The organism is Chitinophaga sp. Hz27, assembly GCF_042263525.1.
Taxonomy (GTDB): domain Bacteria; phylum Bacteroidota; class Bacteroidia; order Chitinophagales; family Chitinophagaceae; genus Chitinophaga.
The window spans coordinates 60,889-86,116 of the sequence record NZ_JBHKFJ010000003.1; the positions used below are offsets into that span (position 1 = coordinate 60,889).

Annotated in this window: 15 protein-coding genes; 3 read left to right on the plus strand and 12 right to left on the minus strand. The window is 44.8% G+C overall.

Annotated elements, in window-relative coordinates:
* Positions 1 to 68: 68 nt before the first annotated feature.
* The 3 genes from ACE38W_RS07115 to ACE38W_RS07125 form a co-directional block, all read right to left on the minus strand.
* Positions 69 to 1,529, minus strand: a complete 1,461-nt coding sequence (locus ACE38W_RS07115; protein ID WP_375829708.1) for a RagB/SusD family nutrient uptake outer membrane protein — start codon at positions 1,527 to 1,529, stop codon at positions 69 to 71.
* A gap of 11 nt (positions 1,530 to 1,540) precedes the next feature.
* Positions 1,541 to 4,663 carry a SusC/RagA family TonB-linked outer membrane protein gene (locus ACE38W_RS07120; RefSeq protein ID WP_375829709.1) on the minus strand — a complete coding sequence of 1,041 codons (3,123 nt, stop codon included), beginning with the start codon at positions 4,661 to 4,663 and terminating at the stop codon, positions 1,541 to 1,543.
* A gap of 783 nt (positions 4,664 to 5,446) precedes the next feature.
* On the minus strand, positions 5,447 to 5,653 hold the full coding sequence (locus ACE38W_RS07125) for a hypothetical protein (protein ID WP_375829710.1): 207 nt from the start codon (positions 5,651 to 5,653) through the stop codon (positions 5,447 to 5,449).
* Between the two features lie 567 nt (positions 5,654 to 6,220).
* On the opposite strand from ACE38W_RS07125, the gene ACE38W_RS07130 reads away from it, so the two are divergent.
* Positions 6,221 to 10,090 (plus strand): Pls/PosA family non-ribosomal peptide synthetase, encoded by a 3,870-nt coding sequence (locus tag ACE38W_RS07130; protein ID WP_375829711.1) that lies wholly within the window; start codon positions 6,221 to 6,223, stop codon positions 10,088 to 10,090.
* Positions 10,087 to 10,599, plus strand: coding sequence for a GNAT family N-acetyltransferase (locus ACE38W_RS07135; protein WP_375829712.1), 513 nt, complete (start codon positions 10,087 to 10,089; stop codon positions 10,597 to 10,599). The genes ACE38W_RS07130 and ACE38W_RS07135 overlap by 4 nt, the downstream gene beginning before the upstream one ends.
* A 34-nt stretch (positions 10,600 to 10,633) precedes the next feature.
* On the opposite strand, the gene ACE38W_RS07140 is transcribed toward ACE38W_RS07135, so the two are convergent.
* The 8 genes from ACE38W_RS07140 to ACE38W_RS07175 all read right to left on the minus strand — a co-directional run bounded on the left by ACE38W_RS07140 (position 10,634) and on the right by ACE38W_RS07175 (position 21,751).
* Complete coding sequence (locus tag ACE38W_RS07140) at positions 10,634 to 11,896, minus strand: DUF2264 domain-containing protein (protein ID WP_375829713.1); 1,263 nt, start codon at positions 11,894 to 11,896, stop codon at positions 10,634 to 10,636.
* 277 nt (positions 11,897 to 12,173) lie between these two features.
* Entirely contained in the window at positions 12,174 to 13,364 is a 1,191-nt protein-coding gene (locus tag ACE38W_RS07145; protein WP_375829714.1) for a glycoside hydrolase family 88 protein, read from the minus strand.
* A gap of 21 nt (positions 13,365 to 13,385) precedes the next feature.
* Positions 13,386 to 14,447 (minus strand): LacI family DNA-binding transcriptional regulator, encoded by a 1,062-nt coding sequence (locus tag ACE38W_RS07150; RefSeq protein WP_375829715.1) that lies wholly within the window; start codon positions 14,445 to 14,447, stop codon positions 13,386 to 13,388.
* A gap of 37 nt (positions 14,448 to 14,484) precedes the next feature.
* Positions 14,485 to 15,240, minus strand: a complete 756-nt coding sequence (gene kduD / locus ACE38W_RS07155; RefSeq protein WP_375829716.1) for a 2-dehydro-3-deoxy-D-gluconate 5-dehydrogenase KduD — start codon at positions 15,238 to 15,240, stop codon at positions 14,485 to 14,487.
* A complete protein-coding gene (locus tag ACE38W_RS07160) occupies positions 15,240 to 17,453 on the minus strand; it encodes a DUF4861 family protein (protein ID WP_375829717.1) in 2,214 nt (737 codons plus the stop codon). Before ACE38W_RS07160 ends, kduD begins: the two co-directional genes overlap by 1 nt.
* 21 nt (positions 17,454 to 17,474) lie before the next feature.
* The gene (gene kduI, locus ACE38W_RS07165; RefSeq protein WP_375829718.1) at positions 17,475 to 18,317 is read right to left on the minus strand and encodes a 5-dehydro-4-deoxy-D-glucuronate isomerase; all 843 of its coding nucleotides are present in this window, start codon (positions 18,315 to 18,317) and stop codon (positions 17,475 to 17,477) included.
* Positions 18,318 to 18,354: 37 nt separating this feature from the next.
* Positions 18,355 to 19,617, minus strand: coding sequence for a DUF2264 domain-containing protein (locus tag ACE38W_RS07170; protein ID WP_375829719.1), 1,263 nt, complete (start codon positions 19,615 to 19,617; stop codon positions 18,355 to 18,357).
* A 175-nt stretch (positions 19,618 to 19,792) separates the two neighbouring features.
* The gene (locus ACE38W_RS07175; protein WP_375829720.1) at positions 19,793 to 21,751 is read right to left on the minus strand and encodes a heparinase II/III family protein; all 1,959 of its coding nucleotides are present in this window, start codon (positions 21,749 to 21,751) and stop codon (positions 19,793 to 19,795) included.
* A gap of 298 nt (positions 21,752 to 22,049) precedes the next feature.
* On the opposite strand from ACE38W_RS07175, the gene ACE38W_RS07180 reads away from it, so the two are divergent.
* Positions 22,050 to 23,696: a UxaA family hydrolase gene (locus ACE38W_RS07180; protein WP_375829721.1), complete on the plus strand. Its 1,647-nt coding sequence runs from the start codon at positions 22,050 to 22,052 to the stop codon at positions 23,694 to 23,696.
* Between the two features lie 184 nt (positions 23,697 to 23,880).
* Here ACE38W_RS07180 and ACE38W_RS07185 read toward each other — a convergent pair whose 3' ends face one another.
* Entirely contained in the window at positions 23,881 to 25,221 is a 1,341-nt protein-coding gene (locus ACE38W_RS07185; RefSeq protein ID WP_375829722.1) for an MFS transporter, read from the minus strand.
* Positions 25,222 to 25,228: the final 7 nt, after the last annotated feature.

Here is a 25,228-nt window from a genome sequence, read left to right on the forward strand (position 1 = left end):
TCCATTATTGCTTATGAAAAAGACCAGCATTAAATAATGCCACGTCGCTACAAAGAGGAAACTACTTTTTACTGGTTATCAACACAAAGTTTGTTATATACCAATTCATCAGAAGATATAGGCCAGATATACTTTGTATCTGTAGGAAGTGTTTGTACCACACCACCTCTGGCCACAAAATTTTGTTGCGTTCTGGTAACTTCCATGCCTCTGAAACCTTCTCCCAGTAGTTCAATATGTTTTTCCTTCCAGATAGCATTTACCAAATCTGTTGGTGTTGCAAAGTCTCCGGCAGCAAAGGTTACAGTAGGATCAGACCTATGACGCACTGCATTCAGCAGGGCTAACGCAGTCGGATCTACGGAGTTATTTTGTTTCACCAGCGCTTCTGCATAGTTCAGCAATATTTCAGCATAGCGGATAATCGGCGCCCAATCTGTATACGGGTTTGGCGTAGGATATTTTACCAGGAAGTTTTTTGAACCTACAACAAACAAGAATTTCCTGCGTGTATCTGTGGCTGATTTCCACGAAGAGTCGGAAATAATACCAGTAGATATCAGCGAGTATTCACCATTACCACCATAAGGCAACGTAGCAGGCGCAAAATAATATCCCAGCTGTGTTTGTGTAGCAGGATAGTCACCGGTAGTACCTGTAAATGGTAAAGAGAAAATAGATTCTGTAGTGGTATAAGGAGGTGCGAACACTTTGGCGATCTCTGTATTCAATGCATGCCCGCCAGGAGAACTAAATGAGGTGGTACCTGTTACTATTTTCTGTGCTTCGGTAATCACCTTATCATATTTACCCATGTACAGATATACACGTGTCTTCAGTGCTACCACACTATAGTAGTTAGCATGCGTAATGGCCTTCACCGTACCCGCCGTGGATTTAGGCAGTACAACTTCTGCTTCGTCCAAATCTTTCAGGATCTGCGTATAGACGTCGGCCACGGTGCTTCTTGCTTTTGCATAGTTACCTTTTTCCTTATGGCCTTCCAGATACAGGATCAGCCCAGGTTTGCCGCCGGTACCATCCCAATATGGACGAGCATATAATTGCAACAATGAAAAATAAGAAAGTGCTCGCACAAACTTAGCTTCACCCACGTAGATCTTTCCTAAGGAGTCGCCTACTACTTTATTCCCCTGCGCTGCCATACCGTCAATAAACAGGTTCGCGTTATTGATAGTAAGATAGCCCTGGCTCCAGATTTCTTTTACTTCCTGGGTTTCATTACCTACGTTTCTTCTCCAGGTAAGCGCCAGGGTAACGGAGTTAGACAGTTCATTGCTGTAATCTTCTCCACGTGCTTCGTTGGCAATCTGAAATTTCCCACCAAGGAATTTACCGTTTTTAAGCACGGTGTATAAACCATTGTTCTGGCTGGCGATACGGTCTGGCGTATCAAAAACAAGGCCTGCATCAAGGTCCGACTGCGGTTTAGGATCCAGCAGCGATTTCTGGCAAGATGCCATCATCATTGCACCTAACACTAATGTATATACGCTAATTTTTTTCATCTTCATTCGGTTTAGAAATTAACATTTAAACCCACTGTGATAGTACGTCCGTTGGCCAGCGTGTTGCGGTCAATACCTTGACCCGATGCGTTGTTACCGTTGGAAGATACTTCCGGATCAGGACCAGGATATTTAGTCCAGATAGCCAGGTTTTGTGCATTGGCATATACTCTCACGTTTGAAAGGTGCGCCAGTTTGGTCACATTGGAAGGTATGTTATAGCTCAATCCAAGGGTGCGCAGCTTCAGAAAATCGCCTTTGAATACGTTGGCAGAAATAGCATAGGAGCTACCATTAGATACGTTATCACCTGCAACCAGGCGTGGGATATCAGTAACATCACCCGCTTTCTGCCATCTACGTAATACATCTGTAGTGTTGTTCCAATAACGCTGATCTCTTAAACCTGCATTGGAACCATAGTACACAGAGAAACCAGTTTGATAGGTCAGTAATACATTCAGTTCAAAACCTTTATAACGGAAGGTGTTTTCAAAACCACCGATAAATTTAGGATTGGTATTAGCAAATGGTACGGCAGACTTAACATTCACTGCAGCCGCAGGCTTGCCATCCATATAGTAGTAAGCTCCTGCCGCTGGATCATAACGCACTGTTTCACCTGCTGCATTGATAAGCATGCGCTGACCTGTAGCAGGATCTACACCGGCAGATCTTACCACATAAATCATACTTGCAGGAAGACCAATTTTATTAATAGAAGTTTGTTCCAGTGAAGAAGTAGTAAATGGCACTTCAGTCATACCATCCGCCAGAGAAGTAATCTGGTTCTTGTTATAGGTAATATTGAAGTTAGATGACCAACTGAATGCACCCTTTTCCAGTACTACAGCATTTACACTAGCTTCCAGCCCTTTATTGTACATAGAACCTGAGTTGTAAGGTACAGTTGTTGGTAATCCGGCAGAAGGCGCCTGTGTAAGATAGAGGATCAACCCATCAATATTGTTGTAGTAGTAGGCAAATTCAAAGTTGATGCGGTTTTTAAGAATACCAAAGTTGATACCCACATCTGTCTTTTTACTTTCTTCCCAGGTAAGGTTGGAGTTACCAGACTGGTTAAAATACATCGCCTTATTACCGCCATATAGCAATGGATGATACAGGAACATAAAGTCGTAGTCGCCCAGGCCGGCAAAGTTACCCACCTTACCATAACTGGCTCTCACTTTGAAATTGCTGAAGATTTTTCCTAATGCACCTTCGGCCCAGAAATCTTCTTTAGCTACTTCCCATCCACCAGAGAAACCATAGAAATTACCTTTTTTATGATCTTTCGCAAATGCGGAATATTGATCCTGACGGAGGTTACCACTCAGGAAATATTTTTCTTTAAAGTTATAGTTCAGTCGTCCGAACCCTGAGAGCAAATAGTTATCTCTGGAATAAATACCGGTAGAATAATCGATCAACCAACCACCTTGTGTAGTATTAAAATAATCATCCGCCTGGAACTGTCTGTCCAACCCATAACGCTGACGCGTATCACGCTGTTGCTCCATACCCAGTAACAGGTTCAGGTTATGATTGCCGAAAGAATGTGCAAACTGGGCGGTATTTGTCCATACCCATCTTTTGTAATTGGAAGAAATACTGATGGCCTCTCCTTTTAAGCTAACACCATCACCACTTTTATTATTGCGGTAAATATTGTTGTCCATCAAAAGATAATCAATACCATACATCGTTTTCAGCGTTAGCCATTCGAATGGTTTCAGCTGTGCATATACGGAAGACTGAATATGATTGGACTCGGTATTGGATTTATCTTTATCCAGCAATACCTGTGGATTGTACAGACCAACCTGTAAGCTAGGATTAATAGGGTTAGATACATATCCGTTTGACAACAAGCTATAGGACCCATCATTATTGTATGGCGCCGCAATTGGAGAAGTAAGGAATGCCAACCTAGCCAGACCACCGGAGTTAAATGCCTCCCCTTCCAGAGAACCAGAAGACCCGGAAATTTCACTCAATTCATTGCTGTAAGAGCCTTTAACGCCAACAGTAAGTATTTTCCCAACTTTCTGATCCAGGTTAAACAGAACGTTTTTACGATTGAAAGCATTACGTTTCAGAATACCTTCCTGCCTGCTGTAACCACCAGATAAATAATAGCTGGTACTTTCTGTAGCACCAGAAGCATTGAAGCTATGTTGCTGCGAGAAAGCCTGTTTACGGTAAACAACATCTTGCCAGTTAGTATTAATAGGATTCCCGTTTGCATCTTTATTGAGCGCATAAAGATTAGTAGCACCAGGGGTTTTGTTCAGGATACCTTCGTTCTTGATGGTGATATACTGATTAGCATCCAGCAGTTTAGGCATACGCGTTGGCGTTGACCAACCTGCCCAGCCATCATAAGAAAATCTTGCTTTACCTGCTTTACCTTTTTTGGTGGTGATAAACACGACACCATTAGCAGCGCGGCTACCGTAGATAGCAGTAGCAGCTGCATCTTTGGCAATTTCGATAGAGGCAATATCTGCAGGGTTAATGCTGGCGAGTGGGTTCAGTGGCGCACTGGTGGAGCCCTGATCTCCAGTGAAAGTGGCGACACCATCGATGATGATCAGCGGGTAAGCACTCAGCGACAGCGAGTTTACACCACGGATACGGAATACCGGCGGGTTGTTTACTACGCCGTTAGGTACAGTGATCTGTACACCAGCAGCACGGCCGCCAAGGCCTGCCTCAAAGCTCTGGATAGGAAGTTCTGCAACAGCACCTCCTTTGATAGAACTGATGTTACCAGTTACTTCTGCTTTACGTTGCGTACCGTACCCTACTACTACCACTTCCGAAATTGATTTGGCATCAGTGGCAAGTGTGATGTTAAAACCATTCTGCCCGGAAATCGGTATCAGCTTGGTTTCGTAGCCTACCATCGATACTTTGATTTGTTTTACTGTTTCAGGAAGTGATAAGGTAAATTCACCTTTTGCATTGGTAACAGTACCTGTTTTGCCGCCAGGATAACTAACCGTTACCCCGAGTAATGCAGCGCCGGCGTCATCTACTATGCGACCCGAAACAGTCCTGTGAGATTGGGCCAATAGCGAAGATGCTAGCAATAGCATGCTGGCCACCACGAGTAATAGTTTCCTCATGTAGTTCAGATTTTGGTTGTGAGAAATTGACTGAATTAAAGTTGACTGATTTTTTTCCTCTTGTTACGTGTTTGTCTGATTCAGATTTTGGTTATAAAAAGATTATTCAGGCCAGGCATGACCACAGGTCTTATCTGGGCATAAGTAGACCCCTAGCGGTTTTCACCGCATAACGTACAGCATCTTCCTATGTTTAAAATAAACGCGCTAGTCTGCCCTATGAATAATTGGCATATTAAATTCTATACAGTATTGATACTTACAGTTCGTTGCAAAGGATTTTCTTCTCATTAAATCTTGGTTAAGGTAAAAGCAAAACACAGATATCTTCCTATCTGATGATAATAAATGGACTACATAACAACATTCCTGTTCTCTCGCGTGGTAAGACTGATTTTATTTTTGGTGCTGATTTATTAGTAGTGAAAAACAGATCCAGACGATGGGAGATATCCTTTTTTAGAAGATGATCAGGTCAGCATTATTGTTTTTCATTACCAGGCTACAATACAAATTAGTCACAGATTTTGGTCATATACGCACGATAAAAAGTTGTGGTGCTTTTATCGATTCTCTTTCTCTATAAGCGATAAAATGCTACTTAAAGCAAACTTGACTAAAAATAATAAAATATTTTATTGCATGATAGTGTTTGCAATAATAATGCAGTATTATTTAGATAGATTAATGTTAATATATTAATATTCAAAAATTTATACATTATAAGTCCAGGAAAAAAATTTCCTGCTTTGCATTAGGTGAGAGCGTTAATCAGAGAGAAAATTATTTCGTTGGTTGTGTTTTAGAATAAGGGATATTGTTAGAATCTGCTGCTTGTCTGGCTTTGTCTCTTGCTATTTCTTCCATTCTCATTTTCATGATACGTCTTTGGCGACGGAAACGTTGTTCAGGAGAAAAATAGTAAGCTATTGCCGTTATGAAGAATAACAGGAAGAATAATGGCAGCAATAAGGAGTATTTTCTGGACATAGGAACTCTATAGTAACAATAAAGAAGGTTTTCTGCTTAAAGAGTCGGTTTCCCGATTAAACTACAATTTATAACAAAAAGGCGAATCTTAACATTTAGTAAGTAGAGGACTATGGCAGTCGCGCGCGTCATAAAAAGGTAAGTTAAGCTGTCGGGAGGCTCGGACAATCCATATTAATCAAATGTTAAAAATTTATCATGAAAAATCTAACCTTATAAACAATATTTTTTAATAAGTGTTATCCTCTACAGACCTGTATTTTTAAGCATATTATAAGCCAGGACCAGCATAGTATATATTACCTTTGCATTTAACCTTTACCCAATCAGACATGAATATGATGTCAAGTGTGTTGAATGCAGATGGTAAAACGGAACCGGGCCCTATTATGCGATCACTACACAAGGTAGATTACTGACAGCACTGGAGCAACCGCCGTAAAACAGCACCAATCACAATTACGAGTTTTTTAGAACTACATTTTCGGGCAGCAATATATGAATGGTTATAGCATAGTAATGGGACCCCAGCGGCCGGATTTACTTCATACAGAAACATTAGCAGAGATGTTTGCGAACACGGTTCAACACCATCCGCATCATACTGCCATAATCTTTCAACAACAGACTTTTACTTACAAACAACTGGATCACTGGAGTGATGCAGTTGCGGCCATGCTGCAATCCCAGGGAATAGGCCCTGGTAGCATCGTTGGCGTTTGGTGGCCTAGAGGCCCGGAACTCCATGTGGCAATTCTGGGTATTATCAAGGCAGGTGCAGGCTATGTTCCCCTGGACAGAGAAATGCCTGCAGAACGTGTGGAAGGTGTACTGACAGAAGTAAAGGCTGCCGCCTGCTTTAGTCAGGAACCACTGCAACTCAATGCCACCATACTTAACGTACCACAAGTACCACAGGCAAACGACCATTTTGTGTTGGTTGCTGGTGCCAAGCCGGAAAATATCGCCTACGTGCTTTACACCTCCGGCAGCACCGGTAAACCTAAAGGAATACCCATCACGCACAAACAAATCTGCCACCTCATCAGGTCAGAACAAACTGTGCTAAACATCCAAAGCAGCGATAAAGTATACCAGGGCTTCTCCGTATCCTTCGATATGTGGTGCGAAGAAACATGGCTCAGTTACTTCGCCGCCGCTACACTCTGGGTAGCTGATGCCACCACCGCCAAAGCTATCGATGAACTGAGCGACACACTAAAAAAAGAAAAAATTACCGTTCTCCATGCCGTGCCGAGCCTACTCGCCATTATGGACAACGATATCCCCACCATCCGTCTCCTAAATGCCGGCGGTGAAGCCTGTACGCCACAAGTACTCGCCCGATGGGGAAAACCGCCACGCGAGTTCTATAACAGTTACGGCCCTACGGAGACAACCGTTAGCGCCACCTTCGCACGATTACTCCCCGGAGATCCCATCACCATCGGTCATCCACTGCCCAACTACAACATGGCAGTAGTAGATAGCCAAATGAATATCCTCCCCCTCGGAGAACGCGGCGAACTGGTAATTACCGGCCCTGGCGTAGGCATGGGCTATATAGACCGCCCAGACCTTACCGCCGAAAAATTCATGGACAAACCCGCCTCCCTGGACGCAATTCCGGGAGATCGTGTATACAAAACCGGTGATGCTGCCATCATCCTGCCCGATGGAAACATCGACTTCCAGGGCCGCCTCGATGACCAGATCAAACTTCGCGGCTACCGCATAGAACTAGGCGAAATAGAAAATAAACTCAATGATATCCCCGGTATCTCGGCTGCTGCCGTTGCCGTCAGAAAAGATAGCAACGAACAAGATCAACTGGTAGGTTATGTTGTAAAAGATACTGGCAGTACCATCCATGAGGCAGATATGCGCCAGGAACTGGCCAAAACACTGCCCACCTACATGGTGCCCGGCGTTATCATGGAACTGGATGATATGCCTAGGCTCCCAAGCGGAAAAATAAACCGTAAGGCTCTACCCGTTCCTTCTGCTTTTGCACAAGCCACCGAACCACTCAAAATTGATACAGGCACCCCTTTACCAGAGCGCGTCATCGCTGTACTGGAGAAAGTATTCCCTGATAAAACCATCAACCTGCAGGAAGATTTCTTCACAGACCTCGGCGGACACTCCCTGCTGGCAGCTGCTTTCGTATCAAGACTACGCCGTGAAGCGGATATACCACAAGCCTCTCTGAAAGATATCTACATACATCGCCCCTTACAAGCTTTGGTAGATACCTGGGCTTCCGCACCGCAACAAGGAAAAGAGAAACAACATACCTTCAATAAAGTGCCATGGTGGCGACATACACTCTGCTGGATAGCCCAGACAATCAGTCTCCTGCTGATTTTCGGACTGTTTGCCATGCAGATATTCTTCCCTTATCTCGGCTATTACTACGTAGCAGAAGATACTGGAAAGCTGAGCTACGCCATCATGACGGCATTAGGCATGTTTTGCCTGCTCCCGCCAGTTTTCACTTCCCTGATCATCATCTTCAAATGGCTGGTAATCGGTAAAATGAAAGAAGGCGACTATCCACTCTGGGGTAGCTATTATTTCCGCTGGTGGTTCGTAAAAACCATGCAACGCCTGATGCCTGCTCAATTCCTGCAAGGCACACCGCTATATCCAACCTTCCTTCGTTTCCTAGGTGTGAAAATAGCCTCCGATGCACAGCTCGGCTCCGTGACCATTGGTGCGGAAGACCTGGTCAGTATAGGCAGCGACGTTAGTATCAGCTCCCAGGCAGTAATCAACAACGCATGGGTAGAAGATGGTATGCTCAAACTGAGAAAAGTACATCTCGGTGATCATGCCTACATCGGCAGTAGTGCCGTTATCGCCGGTGGCGCCATCATGGAAAACTGGAGCGAACTCACAGACCTTAGCTATCTCCCGCAAGGAAAAACAATCGCTCAGGGAGAAATATGGCAAGGAAGTCCTGCTCAACTGAAACAGAAGAAATCTATAAACGAACTACCACAGCCACTGCCGGTTTCTATGGCAAGACGCGTTAAATACAGCCTCGTATTCTCGCTCTTCCTACTGGTATTTCCTTTCACCGTACTGTTGCCGTTATTGCCCACCATCATTACCATCAATAAACTGGATAATGCTGCTCCGGACTACAACTTCAACTACATGGTGATCACACCAGTGCTGGCATTGACCTATATACTACTGTTTACCACACAAACGGTGATCCTTACACGCTTACTGCAATGGGGCATCAAACCGGGCATCTACCCCATATACAGCCCATTCTATGTGCGTAAATGGTTTGCGGATCAGCTGATGTCTTTATCACTGATCGTAATACACCCGATTTTTGCAACGGTATATATTAGTTCCTTGTTCCGCGCTCTGGGCGCCAAGATTGGTAAAAACACAGAGGTATCCACCGCCAGCAGCGTTACACATCCATTGCTGGAAATCGGCGACGGCGCTTTTGTTGCAGATGCCGTTACCCTCGGCGAATCCGACGTTAGAGCCCAACAGCTCACCCTCGCAAAAACAATTATTCATAATACCAGCTTTGTTGGTAACAGTGCACTCATCCCACAAGGATATGAACTGCCTGAAAATATGCTCATAGGCGTGTTATCCACACCGCCTTCCAAAGAGCAGATGGCTGCAGACAAAGCCCGCGACTGGTTTGGTTCTCCGGCGATCGCACTGCCACGCAGGCAGGAAAGTCGTTTCTTCCCGCCAGAACTCACCACCCATCCTACTTTGCTGCGCAAGCTGGCAAGAGCAACAGCGGAATTTATTCGTATACTCATACCCGAAACAGTAGTAATCTGTTGCAGTATCCTTTTCATCGCCTATGCGCATGACCTGGTAACGCAGAAATCATTAGGAAACATCTTCCTGCAATTTCCATTCTACTACCTGTTTTTCCTGGGTATACCAGCATTTCTCTTTACGGTGTTGCTGAAATGGATTATGGTGGGCGTGTACCATTCAAAACAAAGTCCAATGTGGACATCTGCTGTATGGCGCAGTGAAGGCATTACTTCTACCTACGAAGCCTTGTCAGTGCCATTCCTGTTGGAATACCTGAAAGGCACGCCATGGTTACCCGTTTTATTGCGCTTCCTGGGCGTAAAAACCGGTCGTCGTGTATGGCTGTTCACCACTGATATCACCGAGTTTGATATGGTGGAAATAGGCAGCGACTCTGCGTTAAATGATGATAGCGGCCCACAGACGCATCTCTTCGAAGATCGCGTAATGAAAGTTGGTCCGATAAAAATTGGTAAACGCAGCAGCATCGGCGCCCGCACCATCATCTTGTATGATAGCGAAATCGGTGATGATGTCAACCTCGCACCACTGTCGCTGGTCATGAAGGGAGAAAAACTGCAATCCAATACCAGCTGGACCGGTAGCCCGATTAAACCTGATTACGAATGATAACGCTCACGCATATACGCATCCGGGACCATTACAAGATAATGGCTGATATGCTGCATCAGCTGCATCTTTCAGAAAAAGAGTACTTCCCGGCCACCGCAGCCTGGGAGGACATTGCGGACAACTACATGCAACATGTGATAGAAATGCAGGAAGAATATGAAGGCACCTGCATCGTTGCATGGGACCGTGATAAGCCAGTAGGATTCATCTTCGCTTACCTTGAATATCCCGATGAAAGCAGGATAGAAGATTACACCGGCGATACGCTCTATGTATCCGATGGCTATGTGGCGCCAGACTACCGCCAGATGGGCATCTACCGCAGTATGAACGAAGACCTGGAAAATAAATACATCGCTCAGGGAATACGACGTATGGTGCGTTATACGCTTACCAACAACAAACGTATGCAGGCTTTTCTTACATCAAAAAATTATACTGCCGTTCGGTTGGTATATGAAAAATGGCTCACACCAGATGGGCAAGAGCCAAAGAAAATATTCTAGCAAAAAGCGCCTCTGTTGCAGAGGCGCTTTTTTGTCAATATTCTATCGCATGATCTCTTATTACAGCAGCACCGTTATAGGCGGCCTTCGATGTCCAGTCTGCCGGAGCTGCACTCCAGTAAGGATTATCCGCCGCTAAGCCCAAAGGCAGGAAACTATTGGTGCAGAGATATAAACTACCTGTAGAAATATAGCCGTCGGCAATGCTGGGTTGATGACCACAAAAACCGATTTGAAGCCAACCTTGTTTGTCAAAAGTACCAGGTGTCTCATAAATACGTTTATGCATTGCCGTTAGCGCGCTTCTCACCTGCGCTGGCTGTAGTTCCTTAGGCAATTGTTGTTGTAATGCCAGCTGTGCCAGTGGCTGAAAGGCGCCGCTGCGATATGGCATGCTACGCCCTACCACGGGGAAGGTGCCTTCCGGCGACACCTGTCTTTCCAGGATGGCGCCGTAGCGTTGCATACGCTTAAACGCAAGCCGATATTGCTCTTTACTACCTTCTCCTTTCTCAGACATGATACGCAGTGTTTCTGTTAGCATTGGATGTATCACGAATGCATTATAGTAATCGAAGTGGAAACTCGCACCATCACCATACATGCTATCGCCTTTGTACCAGTCCATCATTTTCTGGATAGCGGTATCCGCTGGTTTACGGTCCCAGCCTGCATCTGCCATTAATAAAAATGCTTCAATAATAGCAGAAAACAGCAACCAGTTATTATTGAATGCCTTAATACTTCTTAGCTGTTTCAAAGCAGTGATGATATTCTGCTGAGTGTCAGCAGGTAGTTTTCCCCAAACATTTTGTGGTGATCTCAATAAGCCCAATGCCAGGAAAGCACCGTCTACCAAAGGTTGTGGATCATACTTACCGGTAAAATTCATATAGTCGGGGGAGTTAGGATTGGTAGCATGGTCCAGTGCTGCATGAACAGCAGTCAGCATTTCAGCACGCTTCAATCCTTCAGGCGTATTGTCTGCGGGGAGTTCTAACCACGGCGTTAGCCCTGACATAGTGCGGCCAAAGGCTTCCAGATAAGTTACTTTATCCACTGGCTTCATGTAGTTGGGAGCTACTTCCGTAGGCATGGTTGCTTTCAGTTTACCCTGGCTGAGTGCCTGAATAACGGGTGTGGCTATACGCAATAGTAATTGCAGATTATAAGCTCTGTCATCCGCAGTTTTTTTAGGTAGATGATCCGCCATATCTTTAGCGAAGCCTTTATCGGTATGGAGTGTAGCGGCGATACCTGCGAGTGGTACGGCTTGTAGAAAATTTCTTCTGTTCACTATTATAAATTGAAGGTTGATCAAAAACTATAATTCATTTTAAGCGAAGTGCCGGCCGTCCCGCAGGGCGGAGCTACCGCTTTCAATGATGTCAAATGTATTATCACGCGTTCCCTATAAATATATCTCGTTGCTTTATTCAAGATAGCTATTAAAACAGCATCTAGCAAACCACTGTTCATCTTCCTATAAAAAAGAAAAGCGCCGGAGGCGCTACTACAAAACACAAGAAAAAAAGGGGGTATCGGAAAACCGACACCCCGTTGCCTTTAAGATATTATTTAGCCCATTGTTTATAGCGCAAGAGCGCCTCAACAAAATAGTAATCCGCATAGGTCAGTGGCACATCTACTTCAGAATTATGAGGCAGAGAGCCCACGCTATGCATGAGGATGAAGTCATTGTTTTCACCTTCTTTCGCCAGGTAAGCAGGGCTGCAAAGGCTCGCTAACATTTTTTCAGCTGCGCCCCAGTAGCGGTTGCCAGTGGTTTTGTCGGTGTACTTGCTCAGTTCCAGCAATGCGGAAGCGGCTACGGATGCAGCAGAAACATCACGCAATGCATTAGGAATATTTGGAGCATTGTAATCCCAGTAAGGCACTAAGTCAGCAGGCATATTCGGATTGTTCAGAATAAACTCAGCTATATGCTTGGCCTGTTCCAGGTATTTTTTGTCTTTAGTTTCGCGATACATCAGTGTATAGCCATAGAGGCCCCATGCCTGACCGCGAGACCATGCAGAGCTATCAGCATAGCCCTGGTGTGTTTTTTTCTGTAACACTGCGCCGGTAGCAGGATCATAGTCTATCACATGATAGGAGCTATAATCCGGGCGGAAGTGATTTTTCATCGTGGTGTTAGCATGTGTCTTTGCTATTTCAGCAAATTTTTTGTCGCCACTGGCTTTGCTGGCCCATGTGAGCAGTTCCAGGTTCATCATATTATCGATGATCACCGGAAATTTCCAGGTGCCGTGGTCCCATGATTTGATGCAACCTACAGTCGGGTTAAAGCGGGTAGATAACGAAGCTGCACTGGTGAGCAGTACGGCCTTGTAAGCAGGATCTTTAGTGATACGATAAGCATTTCCGAATGGGCAGTACATCATGAAGCCCAGGTCGTGTGTGCCTTTATTATTTTTTTCTTTTTCTACCAATGCCATACGTTTCAGGGCTTCTGCCTTGAAAGCGGGATCTTTGGTATATTCGAAGAGATACCAGTTGGTACCAGGATAAAATCCTGAGCACCACCAGCGGGAATTAGATGTTTCCAATGCACCAGTTTTGGTGGTGGATTTTGGTAGTACAGAATCAGGTAAATGCTGCGCCATCAGTTTATACTGACGAGCTGCAAATTGTAAGGTTTCATCTGCTTTTTTCAGCAGTTCTTTGTTGGCTTTCCCTACTTGTGCATACGATTGCATACACAGTACAGAGAGTAATAATGGAAGGAACAGTTTTCTTTTCATGATTTCGTTTATGCGTCTGAGTTATGTCAATGTCACTTTCTTTTTGCTCGTCTTAGCTTTTCCAGCACTGGATTGTCTTTCGATGAGCTGAATAGGAATGATTTCCTGGGAATAACGTGGCACAGCGGTCTGTTTGCCGTTGATCAGTTCCATTAAAGCGGCTACTACTCTTTCTCCCATCATGCCGGGGAATTGGTCGATAGAGCTGATGGGGGGCGTTACGATTTCGGTACGAGGGTCATTGGAATAACCTACGATTTTAAGATCTTCAGGTACCCTTAGGTTGATTTTGCGGCAATACTCCATGATGGTAATCGCGGTGGTATCATTAGAGGCAAAAATACCGTCTGGGTAAGGCTTTTGCGCAAATATTTTCTCACAGGTCTGCCAGGCGTTGTCTCTGGTCAGTTCCTGATAGAATACGCGGTTCTTTTTAAATGTCAGGCCATGTTCCTGCAAAGCATTTTTGTAACCAGCAACACGATCACTGTACAGGCAGCAGGTAAGCGGCCCTGAGATATGCACCACATCCTTACAACCTTTATCTATCAAATGTTTGGTGGCAGTGTATCCTCCCAGGTAGTCATCTCCCTTGATCACCTTCACATTATAATCTTTAGGTACCCTGTCAAAAAACACCAGTGGTATATTATTATCTCTGAAAACATCAAAATGAGAAAAATCAGTAGTATATAATGTGGTAGAAACCACCAAAGCATCTACCCTGGCGGAGTATAGCGTATTGACTAATGTCTTTTCCTGTTCATAGGAGTCGTTAGACTGGCAGATGATCAGGTTATAGCCATATTCCTGCAATTTATTCTGGATGATGGTAGAGATAGTTGCAGGAAAAAACATAGAAATCCTTGGCACTATCAAACCGATCGTTTTGCTTTTATTATTACGGAGTCCTGCGGCCAGGGCATTCGGTCGATATCCCAGCTTTCGCGCCATTTTCTTAACACGTTCTTTCGTACGTGCGCTGATGTTAGGATGATCATTGAGGGCCCTGGATACTGTGGATACCGATAGTTGGAGTTCTTCCGCAATATCAACGATGGTTTTTTCTGTGCGTTTACTCATGGAATGTATATGCTTTTTCCTGCAATGGTTATATTAATTATCTGCCCATCCAGCCACCATCAACGGTGAGGATGGTGCCATGTACGTAATCGGAGGCTTTAGAGGCCAGGAATACAACAGGGCCGTCAAAATCTTCAGGTTCTCCCCAGCGGCCTGCAGGAATACGATCGAGTATGGAAGTACTGCGCTGCTCATCTGCACGGAGTGCGGCAGTATTGTCTGTGGCGATATATCCTGGGGCTATTGCGTTCACGTTCACTCCCTTAGAAGCCCACTCGTTAGCAAAAGCCTTTACCAGCGAACCTACGGCTCCTTTGCTGGCTGCATATCCCGGAACATTGATACCGCCCTGGAAGGTCAGCAAGGAGGCTGTAAAGATAATCTTTCCCTTTCCTCTGGCAATCATACCCTTACCAATTTCTCTGGTCAAGATAAACTGCGCATTCAGGTTGGTATTAATCACGGTATCCCAATACTCATCCGGATGCTCCGCAGCCGGCTTACGCATAATCGTACCTGCATTGTTCACCAGGATATCAATTACAGGCGCGTCCTGCTGTAATTGATGAATAAACGCATACAATGCTTCTCTGTTGGCAAAGTCGCACTGATAGGCCTTAAAACGCCTTCCCAATGCTGTTACTTCACGCTCTACCTCAGAGCCGCTCAGCTCCAGCGAAGCTGATACACCAATAATATCGGCGCCGGCTTTTGCTAAAGCTACTGCCATCGCTTTACCGATACCTCTTTTACATCCTGTTACCAGGGCTATTTTTCCGTTTAATTCAAACATTATTTCTGTGTTGGAGTGTAAGTCTGTAAGGTTACTGCAATCTTGTTGTTAACACGCTGGGAGAAATCTTCCAGATAGTTAAACCACTCGGTGGAATTAGCAATCCATCCACCTTTACTCCAGGTAGCACCGGCATAATAAACATAAGGCTTATTATTTTCCGCTACGCCAGGAGTCAGCAAATGCACATCATCGGTTTTCATGCCAGGTTTTACTTCAGGGAATACGCAACCCAGGCCGATCGTACCGTCTTCGCCATGTTGTGGCTCCCAATATCCCATCACACCGGTTTTTTCATCCAGCAAGATAGTACCCGGTTCTTTTCGTTTAACGATACCCGTTACCACTGGCAGTTCTTTACCGCTAAAGCTATATTGTAAAGAGATCCTGTTTAGTTGAGAACCAGCATCCAGACTGATAGTTTTAGTCACGGTTACAGGAATACCACCTGCATTCCATTGCTCATAAGTAAGTGCAAAGGAAGTACGTAACGGACCATTATCCAGTGATTTCTGCTGACGATAATTTTTAGGGAAACGAATCGTATCCTTGATAACAGGTGCATTATCACCTGCGCCAAGTGTGAGTCCTACGCTATAGAAATCAAGTCCCTGGCCATTATCATGGTGATAATTATCTGTTTTATACCACTCGTTGATGACCAGTTCCTGGGTACGTTTAGCCCAAACATCAATACCATAAGCCATTTCCTTAGGTACCTGTTCCAGCGCTTTACCGTACATACGATAAGCCATGCGGTCATTTTCCCATGCATAGTCATCTTTACGCTCAGGAACATAACGACCATAAGCCCTTGCTTTTACAGGAGCCGGCGTACCTTCTTTTACAAAGGCAGTCACGGTTGCACCAGGTGCAGCATTGATCTGCAGCAGTATGGATTTAGGAAATTTCTCCCCTGCATAGATAAGCTGGTAGGGAATTTCTTCACCAGTAACGGCATTGACTATACGGAAAGATTTAGCGGCAGCTTTAGGCTGTGCTTTGGCAAAGGTCGCCATATCCAACTCTACAAGCTCTCCCTGACGGTCTACACCAATATTGTTGGTCATCTCTATGGCTGTACCTCCCTGGTTCCTGATATCACTTTTAATAATTTCAGAACCCGCTAACAGGAACGCACCTACGCCATAAACATCGGTATCTTCTGCAGTTGCCTTACCGGGAGCTGCAGCCACTACCTGCACAAAACCCAGCTTACCATTAGGTTGTACGCAACTTACCAATGCTTGCCAGCCCTTTTTAATTACCGGCATAAAATCTTTTGCAGGCAGGATATTATTATTCACACCCCACATTAATGCATATACGTAGAAGCCAGTACCACTTGTTTCTTTTGCAGGGTAGCTTTCAGCGTCCAGGAGGCTGGCATGCCAGGTACCATCGCTGCTTTGCAGGGAAGCCACCTTATAAGCCATTTGTTTGAACTGTTCTATGAATTTGGCTTTGCCTGCATAATTCGCAGGCATGTTGTCCATCATACGTGCAAGTCCGCCCATTACCCAGCCGTTACCGCGACTCCAGAATACGCGTCTGCCATTTGCTTCTTTCTTTCCAAAGTAGCTGGCATCACGATAGTATAAGCTGTCTTCTTTGCTATACAGGAAGTCGCTGGTTTTCCACCACAGTTTATCTGCAGTAGCGAGGTAGCGTGCATCACCGGTAGCAGTGGTAAGATAAGCCAGTGCGGTAGGACCCATAAACAGGGCATCACACCAGGCCCATTCACGATGATGAATACCGTTTACCCAATCCAGTGATTCGGTATGCGGCGCTGCAACGATGCTATCAGCCAGCTTACGCCAGCGTGCTATCATCACAGGATTTTTATACACTGTATATAACTGTGAATAGGTTTGGCCAATGCAATATTCATCAGCGAAGAACCTGTCCGGACCTGTATTCCAGTTATTATCCACGCCTACTTTTACGAGGCGTTGCATAAAGAAAGGATTTTCAGATACCTGTGCCAGCTTAAACATACCGGTGTACATAGCACCGTTGGTCCAGTTGGTTTGCGGATTAGCCCAACCTCTGTTATCGAGTTTGTTCCATTGCCAGGTAGCTACTTTTTCCATCTGTCCTAAAACAGCTGGCGCATTGAGCGTGGAATCACCCACTGGCAGGCATTTAGCCGTGGATGCATGGAATAAGGCAAGTCCTGAAAGACTTGCCATTACTATATTCTTTATCATGATTACGGTTATTATCAGTTACTAACGTAGCTCAGTAATTTTGCAATGGTCCATATCACTATAATCCAGGTTTTCACCTGCCATACCCCAAATGAATGTATAATTGCTGGTACCAGCACCGCTATGAACGGACCATGGCGGAGAAATGATCGCCTGTTCGTTCTGCATCCAGATATGTCTCGTTTCCTGCGGTTGACCCATAAAGTGGCATACAGACTGTCCTTCCGGTACTTCAAAATAAAAATAAACTTCCATTCTTCTATCATGTGTATGCGCTGGCATAGTATTCCAGACACTGCCCGGTTTCAACTCGGTCATACCCATTTGTAACTGGCAGGTTTCCAGCACAGAATTTACCAGCAATTTATTGATGGTACGGTGGTTAGATGTTTCCAGAGAACCCAGGGTCACTACTTCCGCTTCATTTTTAGTTATCTTTTTAGTTGGATACGTATGATGAGCAGGTGTAGAGTTCAGGTAGAATTTAGCCGGATTAGCAGCATCTTTACTATGGAAGGTTACCTGTTGTGTACCTTTCCCGATGTATAAAGCTTCTTTAAAAGCGATTTCATATTTCACGCCGTCTGCTTCTACAATACCATCACCACCTACGTTGATCATTCCCAGCTCTCTGCGTTGCAGGAAATAATCTGCTTTCAGCAGATCAATAGTTTCCAGTTTCAGTGCAGTTTTCACCGGCATAGCACCACCAGTGAGATACCTGTCGAAATGGGTATGTACCCAGGTAATTTCATCTGCTGCAAATACACGTTCAATCAGGAAAGCCTCTCTCAGTGCAGCAGTATCCATTTGCTTTACTTCAGCAGGACTACTTGCATAACGGGATTCATATTGTTTGCTCATAATACTTTATCTGTTGTTATTAGTTTTTTACTGTTGATTAATAAGTAACGTGGTAATCTTTTTTCACTGGTTTACCAGACCATACTTTTTGCGCAGTCCATTCCGCCGCCGGTGCAGACCAGTACGGATCTTCAGCAGGTAATCCCAATGCCAGGAAGCCATTGGTACAGATATACAAACTACCAGTAGAAGTGTATACATCTGCTACTTCTGGTTGATGTCCGCAGATACCTAACTGCAGCCAACCGTTTTTATCGAAGGTGCCTTCCTGTTCAAAGATGCGTTTCATAATGGCAGACATAGCACAACGTACCTGAGCAGGCTCCATACCTTCCGGTAGTTGATGCATGAGCGCTAGTTGTACCAGCGGCTGGAATGCTGCCGTGCGGTAGGTCATAGACCTTCCTAAAGCAGGATAAGTACCATCCGGCGCGATCATGCGTTCCTGTAATTCCGCAAAGCGCTGCATACGTTTCATCGCCTGATCATAGTCAGCTTTAGCACCTTGTTTGTTGTCAGACAGCACTCTGAGCATGTCTGTCAGCATAGGATGAATGACATAACCATTGTAGTAATCCAGCGAAAACTGCGGCCCATCTGAATAAAAGCCATCACCAGCATACCATTCCTTCATTTTCTGCGTCGCCACCATGGTACGCAGTGGTTCGAAGTCTTCGTTGATTGATAACAAGAAAGCCTCTACCATGCCGGCAAAAAGCAACCAGTTATTATATGCAGGACGTATACGTCTGAGCTCTTTCAGTTCAGTGATAACATTTGCTTTAGTTTTATTATCCAGCGGCTTCCAGAAGGTATCCGGTGCACGCATGAAAGTCTGACATAAATAGGCTGCATCTACCAGTGGCTGACCTTCTACGCGGAAATTGAGATAATCCGGCGATTTAGGGTCTACCGCATTCACGATACCTTGTAATACCTGCTCTTTCATTTGCTTACGCACTTTGCCTTCCGCGGTATTATCTTCTGGTAATGCCAGCCATGGCGCGAGGCCAGAGATACAGCGTGCGAAGGCTTCCAGGTAAGTCACTTTTTCCAGTGCCAGGCCATAGCCAGGGCCTTTTTCCTTAGGCATGTTCTTTTTCAGTGTGCCTTTGCTCATGTTCTCTACCACCGGTCCAGCTATCTTCTGCAGTAGTTTATACTGATATTCACGGTCCGACAACGTAGCTGCTATATTGTTTGCACCAGTATTTCCTGTTGCTGCCAGCGCCTTGGAAGGTGCTACCATTCCCGCTATTCCGGCCAGCGGGGCCATCTTTAAAAAATTCCTTCTTTCCAAACTATATAGTTTTTGCTGTTTGTAACAGGTGCCGGGTTATTAAAACCCTAATTTAATGCAAACGTTTGCAATAATCCAAGTGCTATTTTATGCAATCGATTTTAACGCGCTATGGTGCTGTGTTTGCGAGATATAAAAAATATTTGCTCAAATAGGCAACTACAATCTCCCGATGCTATTTTAACGCAAATTTGATGGTGTATTTTCCGCGTAGTTGCTGTTGTTTGGCCACCAGACTAATACGCGTAACGCTATTACCCCAAACGGAAGACAAGCGTGGATCATCGATAGGTTGCTGCGTAGTCTCCACGGTCAGCAATGCCGGATCATAGTTAACCACCAGGTCATTACCATTACCTTTGATAACAAGTACCCCTGCCTTGCTGGTATCAGGTACCTGCACGCTCATCAGGTTACAATGGAAAGGTTCTTTCCATTCTTTCAGGTCATATTCATCGGTTAATATAACAGTGGAAGCATTTGCAGTGAAGTTCCAGGTGCGTACCCAACTATTTACCTGGGCGGTTTCAGGGTAAGCTTTGGCGATGTTCATTTTAAGCGTACCGCCGTCAGGACGCTGCTTAAAGGATACATCACTTGCCTGGAAGCGGCGTCCATCCTGCTGTTGCAGGCCGTTAATCGTAGGACAATTATGCCACTGCGATTGCATATACCATAACTGATAACGGTCTTTGCTAAACGTTTGCTTAGTATAGGTACCAACGCCAACATCGATGATGGCAGGTTGCCCATTTACATACAACACAAAATTACCTACATCATTATGGTTATGGCTTTCGGCATTGTGTCCGCCCTGAGCTGCCAGGAACAAGCCTTTAGGTGTACCTCCCTTAGTTCTTAATGAAAGCACCTGCAAGTCGGGCAACCAGTTGACTGCAGTATAAGGCGCAGCTGCCGGGGTTTTCCGGATATCATCTCCTAACAATAACTCATATACGAATTCCGCCATGGCAGTGGCACGCAAACGTTGTTTATCCGTATGCCCCAATTGATAGAGATAGGAACCAAATTTCGTCAGCAGAGAATCATGATACATGGTACCATACATAAATACATCCTGTGGTGGCGGGATACTTCTGGCAGAAGCATCTGCAAAATTCACAAAGCGGTTGCTATCTACATGCATTTTATAGATATAAGCGCCTATAGCATGCATCAGTTGATTATTGCTAAAATCTAATTTACCGCCAGAAGCGCTCTGTAAAGATTCCAACATTTCAATCAGTTTGCCGCCTGCATGTCCCCAGTAAGAAGGACCTTCATCGCAGCCACCATCGGGCGCATACGCATTCACAAAGTTATCGGCGCTGCGTATACTCTTTGCAATCACTGCATTTCTTCTTTCGCTGTCATCAAGATTCAGCAATGCCGTTTTTAATATGTTATTATTTATCCAGATGTTCCAGTTATTGACTTGCCCACCTTTAAAGCCCATCCACCAGAAATCATCGCGTTGGAGATAAGGTATATAGATACGACGGTCCAGTTCATAGTCAATCCGTTTATTGATGATCACAGAATATTTATCCAGCTCATCTCTCAGCAGAAACTGCGCCCAGCTGAGGGTTACGGCGGTTTCACCAGCTACCAGATCAATAATCTGTTCAGAAGGATCAGGTAAATTGGCGCCGGATTTTTGTACGCCAATATGCGCAGGTAGCACCCAGGTACTTTCTTCCAGCACCAACCAGAGGCCATTGGCTATCTGGGGCATGAAACGGCCTTTATGTTCCACCAGTTCGCCGGCAATCAATGCTACCATCATTCTTCGGCGTTCGCCTTGTACTGTTTCGAAGTTGATCCTGTTGCCATTATCGCGGTATTGGAGATAGAGATCAGCAGTTACGGAAGGCCATTTATAGTTCAATGCTTTTTCTGCATCCTGTAACAGTCCGGCTTTGGTATCTTCAGGGAGCGTGTTTAAACGCTGCTGGATAGTGGCTTTCAGGTTGCTGCGCCAGGTGTCTCTGCCTGCAAATGCAGTAGCACCGCCGGCTTGCTGCCAGGCCTTTTCCAAGAAATTTGATGGCGATGGCTTTGTTTGAGCCTGCGTATTTACTGAAAGGGCCATTACAGCCGCTATCAGCACGTGGAATACTTTTATTGATCGCATAGGGCGATAGATTTATAAGGTGAGTAAGCGCTGTGCATAGTCATCCAGTTTTCATTGTTCACTAAAAAATGCTGGCTTTTACCAGAAAGCTGTTACAATGTAATAATTGTTCAAACGTTTGCATAATCTTTTTTTCAGATGGTATTTAAACCATTTAATTTGAATTTATCATTTACTGATTCATTTGTAACTTGCTGTAGTAAACGATTTGCGTTGATTTTGCAAGAAGGCAAAATTTTATCAGGGATTAATAGGATAGTATTACCAGCGCGCTGCCTTATTTACTACTTTAGCTTTTATGAACAGTTATTTACAAATACATCCGGCCGATAATGTGCTGGTTGCATTGCAAGATTTACAGGCTGGAACAAAAATCACATATAACGGCCAGGAGATAACATTGCTGCAAAACACTCCCGCTAAACATAAATTCTTTATCAACGATATCAATAGTGGCGAACCTGTAATCATGTACGGCGTACTGGTTGCAAAGGCATTAACGCCTATACCACAGGGTGGACTGATGACTACAGAAAACGTAGTACACGATGCCAACGCCTTCCATGAAAAAGAAGGTAGCCAGCAATGGCAGGCGCCGGATATCAGCAAATGGAAAGACCGCACATTTATGGGCTATCAGCGTGCAGACGGACAAGTGGGCACTCGTAACTATTGGCTGGTAATTCCATTGGTATTTTGTGAAAACAGGAATGTAAGCGTGATCAAAACAGCTTTTGAAAAAGGACTGGGATTCGCGCCTGCAGAGATTTACAACGAACAGGTTACTGATCTCGTTGATCTCTACAAAAAAGGTGACTTAGCCGCCATCAAACAATATGAAGCCGGCGTAACCACCAACACAGATAAACACAGCAAAGTATTCCCTAATATCGATGGTATTAAGTTCCTCACCCACGAAGGTGGCTGTGGCGGCACGCGCCAGGATTCAGACGCGCTGTGCGCATTGCTGGCAGGTTACATCCATCATCCAAACGTGGCTGGTGCTACAGTGCTCAGCTTAGGCTGTCAGCACGCACAAGTTTCCATCCTGCAGGAAGCAGTAAAAAAACTGAACCCATCATTCAACAAACCAATACTGGTATACGAACAGCAGAAGAGTCCTTCCGAATTCGCGATGCTCTCTTCAGCCATTAAAGATACCTTCCTAGCACTCGTAGAAGCCAACAAGGATACCCGTAAACCTAGTCCATTATCCAAACTGGTAATAGGCCTGGAATGCGGCGGCTCTGACGGTTTCTCTGGCATCTCTGCCAACCCCGCGGTAGGTCATACCTCCGACCTCCTGGTAGCATTAGGCGGTACTTCTATCCTCTCTGAGTTCCCTGAACTCTGTGGTGTAGAACAAGAGCTGATCAATCGTTGTACTACAATTGATACTTCTGATAAATTCATTCGTATCATGCGCGCATACGAAAACCAGGCGCAGTCTGTAGGTTCTGGTTTTTATATGAACCCTTCTCCTGGCAACATCAAGGACGGCCTGATCACCGACGCAATCAAATCTGCTGGTGCTGCTAAAAAAGGGGGTACCTCTCCTGTTACTGACGTTCTCGACTATACGGAATATGTTACCAAACCAGGCTTAAACCTGCTTTGCACACCTGGCAACGATGTTGAGTCTACCTCTGCTGAAGTTGGTTCCGGTGCTAACGTAGTACTTTTTACCACTGGCCTGGGCACACCTACCGGCAACCCAATTGCGCCAGTATTAAAACTGGCTACTAATACCAGACTGGCTACCCGCATGCCTGATATCATCGATATCGATACTGGTTCTATCATCAGTGGCCAGCATAGCATCGCTGAAATGGGTGAACAAATCCTGGAATATGTGATCCAAACCGCCAGCGGTAAAGTGCATACCAAAGCAGAATTACTGCACCAGGATGACTTTATTCCGTGGAAACGTGGTGTGAGTTTATAATTTGAAAGAGCTGCCCGAAATAAATAAAAAATGGAGTGCCTAAGGCACTCCATTTTTTATTTATTCTTTCTGAAAATCAGTAAAATAATGCAGGACTTCGCATAAAAAAAAGAGTCAGGGCCGCATCCCCTGACTCTACATGCTTGGTACTCTTCTTAAACTATGAAACCCTTTAATAGCGTGCTTAATTGCTGTAAACAGCATTCTTTTTATCATCAGTAATTGGTTCATCCAGTTGCACCTGCTCCATTCTTGGCGCAAAAGCGTGCATCATCAACCAGGCCACCAGATAGGCGAGTCCACATACGGTCAGGATGATACCATACCCTTTTGAAATATGATTTAATGCTTTGTAATGATCAAGAATAACACCCACCAACAGTGGGAACAATGAACCACCCACAGATCCAGCCATACCGCCAATACCCACAACAGAACTTACTGCCCTTTTAGGGAACATATCTGACACGGTGGTAAAGATGGTAGCAGACCATGCCTGATGCGCTGCAGTAGCCAATCCTATCAATCCTAAACCAACAGCCAGGTTATTAACATGCGGTACTATTACTACCGGCACTACTGCAATAGCAAATGCCAACATAGATATTTTACGCGCTTTAAATACAGGCCAACCTTTTTTGATCAGGTAAGAAGATAACCATCCCCCGAAAATACTACCCACACTAGAGATAGAATATACGACCACTAAAGGCCAGCCCTTAGTAGCTTTCATATCTAGATCGAAAGTAGTAGTAAGATAAGTAGGTAACCAGAACAGGAAGAACCACCATACAGGATCTGTCAGCAGTTTACCAAAAACAAATGCCCATGTCTGACGAACAGCAAACAGTTTTCCCCATTTTACACTTTTGGGTTTCTCTGTGGAATCTGTCACTTCTTCATTATCGCTATGGATATAGTCATACTCTTCTTTAGTCAAACGTTTTTGTCTGGCAGGAACTTCATAGAACATCCACCAGAATATCAGCCAGATAAAACCGATGGCGCCGGTCCAGATGAAAGCAGTTTGCCAGTGGTAGGAAGATAGGATCCAATAAACTACCGGAGGGCCTACAATGGCTGCGATATTAGCGCCTGAGTTGAATAATCCGGTTGCCAATGCTCTCTCCTTTTTAGGAAACCATTCTGCAACAGATTTAATAGCTGCAGGGAAATTACCCGCTTCACTGACACCCAGTACAGAACGGGCAGCGCCAAAGCCAAAAGTGGAACGTGCGGCAGCATGTGCCATAGCAGAAATACTCCAGATCGCTACAGAAACAGTATATCCGAGCTTACTGCCTATCTTATCTATTAATCGTCCAAAGCCCAGTAAACCAAGTGCATAGGCCGCGGAAAATGCAGTAACAATATAACTATAGTCTTTTTCTGTCCAGCTAAACTCCTTAGTCAGCGCATCCTTTAATAAGCCTATTACCTGCCTGTCTACATAATTAATCGTGGTCGCAAAGAATAACAACGCGCAGATGCCCCAGCGATATTTACCTAAAGTTGTGGAATTCATTTCGGCT

Coding starts and splice junctions, on each gene's coding strand:
- ACE38W_RS07115 (WP_375829708.1), bottom strand. CDS start 1,529: ATGAAAAAAATTAGCGTATATACATTAGTGTTAGGTGCAATGATGATG.
- ACE38W_RS07120 (WP_375829709.1), bottom strand. CDS start 4,663: ATGAGGAAACTATTACTCGTGGTGGCCAGCATGCTATTGCTAGCATCT.
- ACE38W_RS07125 (WP_375829710.1), bottom strand. CDS start 5,653: ATGTCCAGAAAATACTCCTTATTGCTGCCATTATTCTTCCTGTTATTC.
- ACE38W_RS07130 (WP_375829711.1), top strand. CDS start 6,221: ATGTTTGCGAACACGGTTCAACACCATCCGCATCATACTGCCATAATC.
- ACE38W_RS07135 (WP_375829712.1), top strand. CDS start 10,087: ATGATAACGCTCACGCATATACGCATCCGGGACCATTACAAGATAATG.
- ACE38W_RS07145 (WP_375829714.1), bottom strand. CDS start 13,364: ATGAAAAGAAAACTGTTCCTTCCATTATTACTCTCTGTACTGTGTATG.
- ACE38W_RS07150 (WP_375829715.1), bottom strand. CDS start 14,447: ATGAGTAAACGCACAGAAAAAACCATCGTTGATATTGCGGAAGAACTC.
- kduD (WP_375829716.1), bottom strand. CDS start 15,240: ATGTTTGAATTAAACGGAAAAATAGCCCTGGTAACAGGATGTAAAAGA.
- ACE38W_RS07160 (WP_375829717.1), bottom strand. CDS start 17,453: ATGATAAAGAATATAGTAATGGCAAGTCTTTCAGGACTTGCCTTATTC.
- kduI (WP_375829718.1), bottom strand. CDS start 18,317: ATGAGCAAACAATATGAATCCCGTTATGCAAGTAGTCCTGCTGAAGTA.
- ACE38W_RS07175 (WP_375829720.1), bottom strand. CDS start 21,751: ATGCGATCAATAAAAGTATTCCACGTGCTGATAGCGGCTGTAATGGCC.
- ACE38W_RS07180 (WP_375829721.1), top strand. CDS start 22,050: ATGAACAGTTATTTACAAATACATCCGGCCGATAATGTGCTGGTTGCA.
- ACE38W_RS07185 (WP_375829722.1), bottom strand. CDS start 25,221: ATGAATTCCACAACTTTAGGTAAATATCGCTGGGGCATCTGCGCGTTG.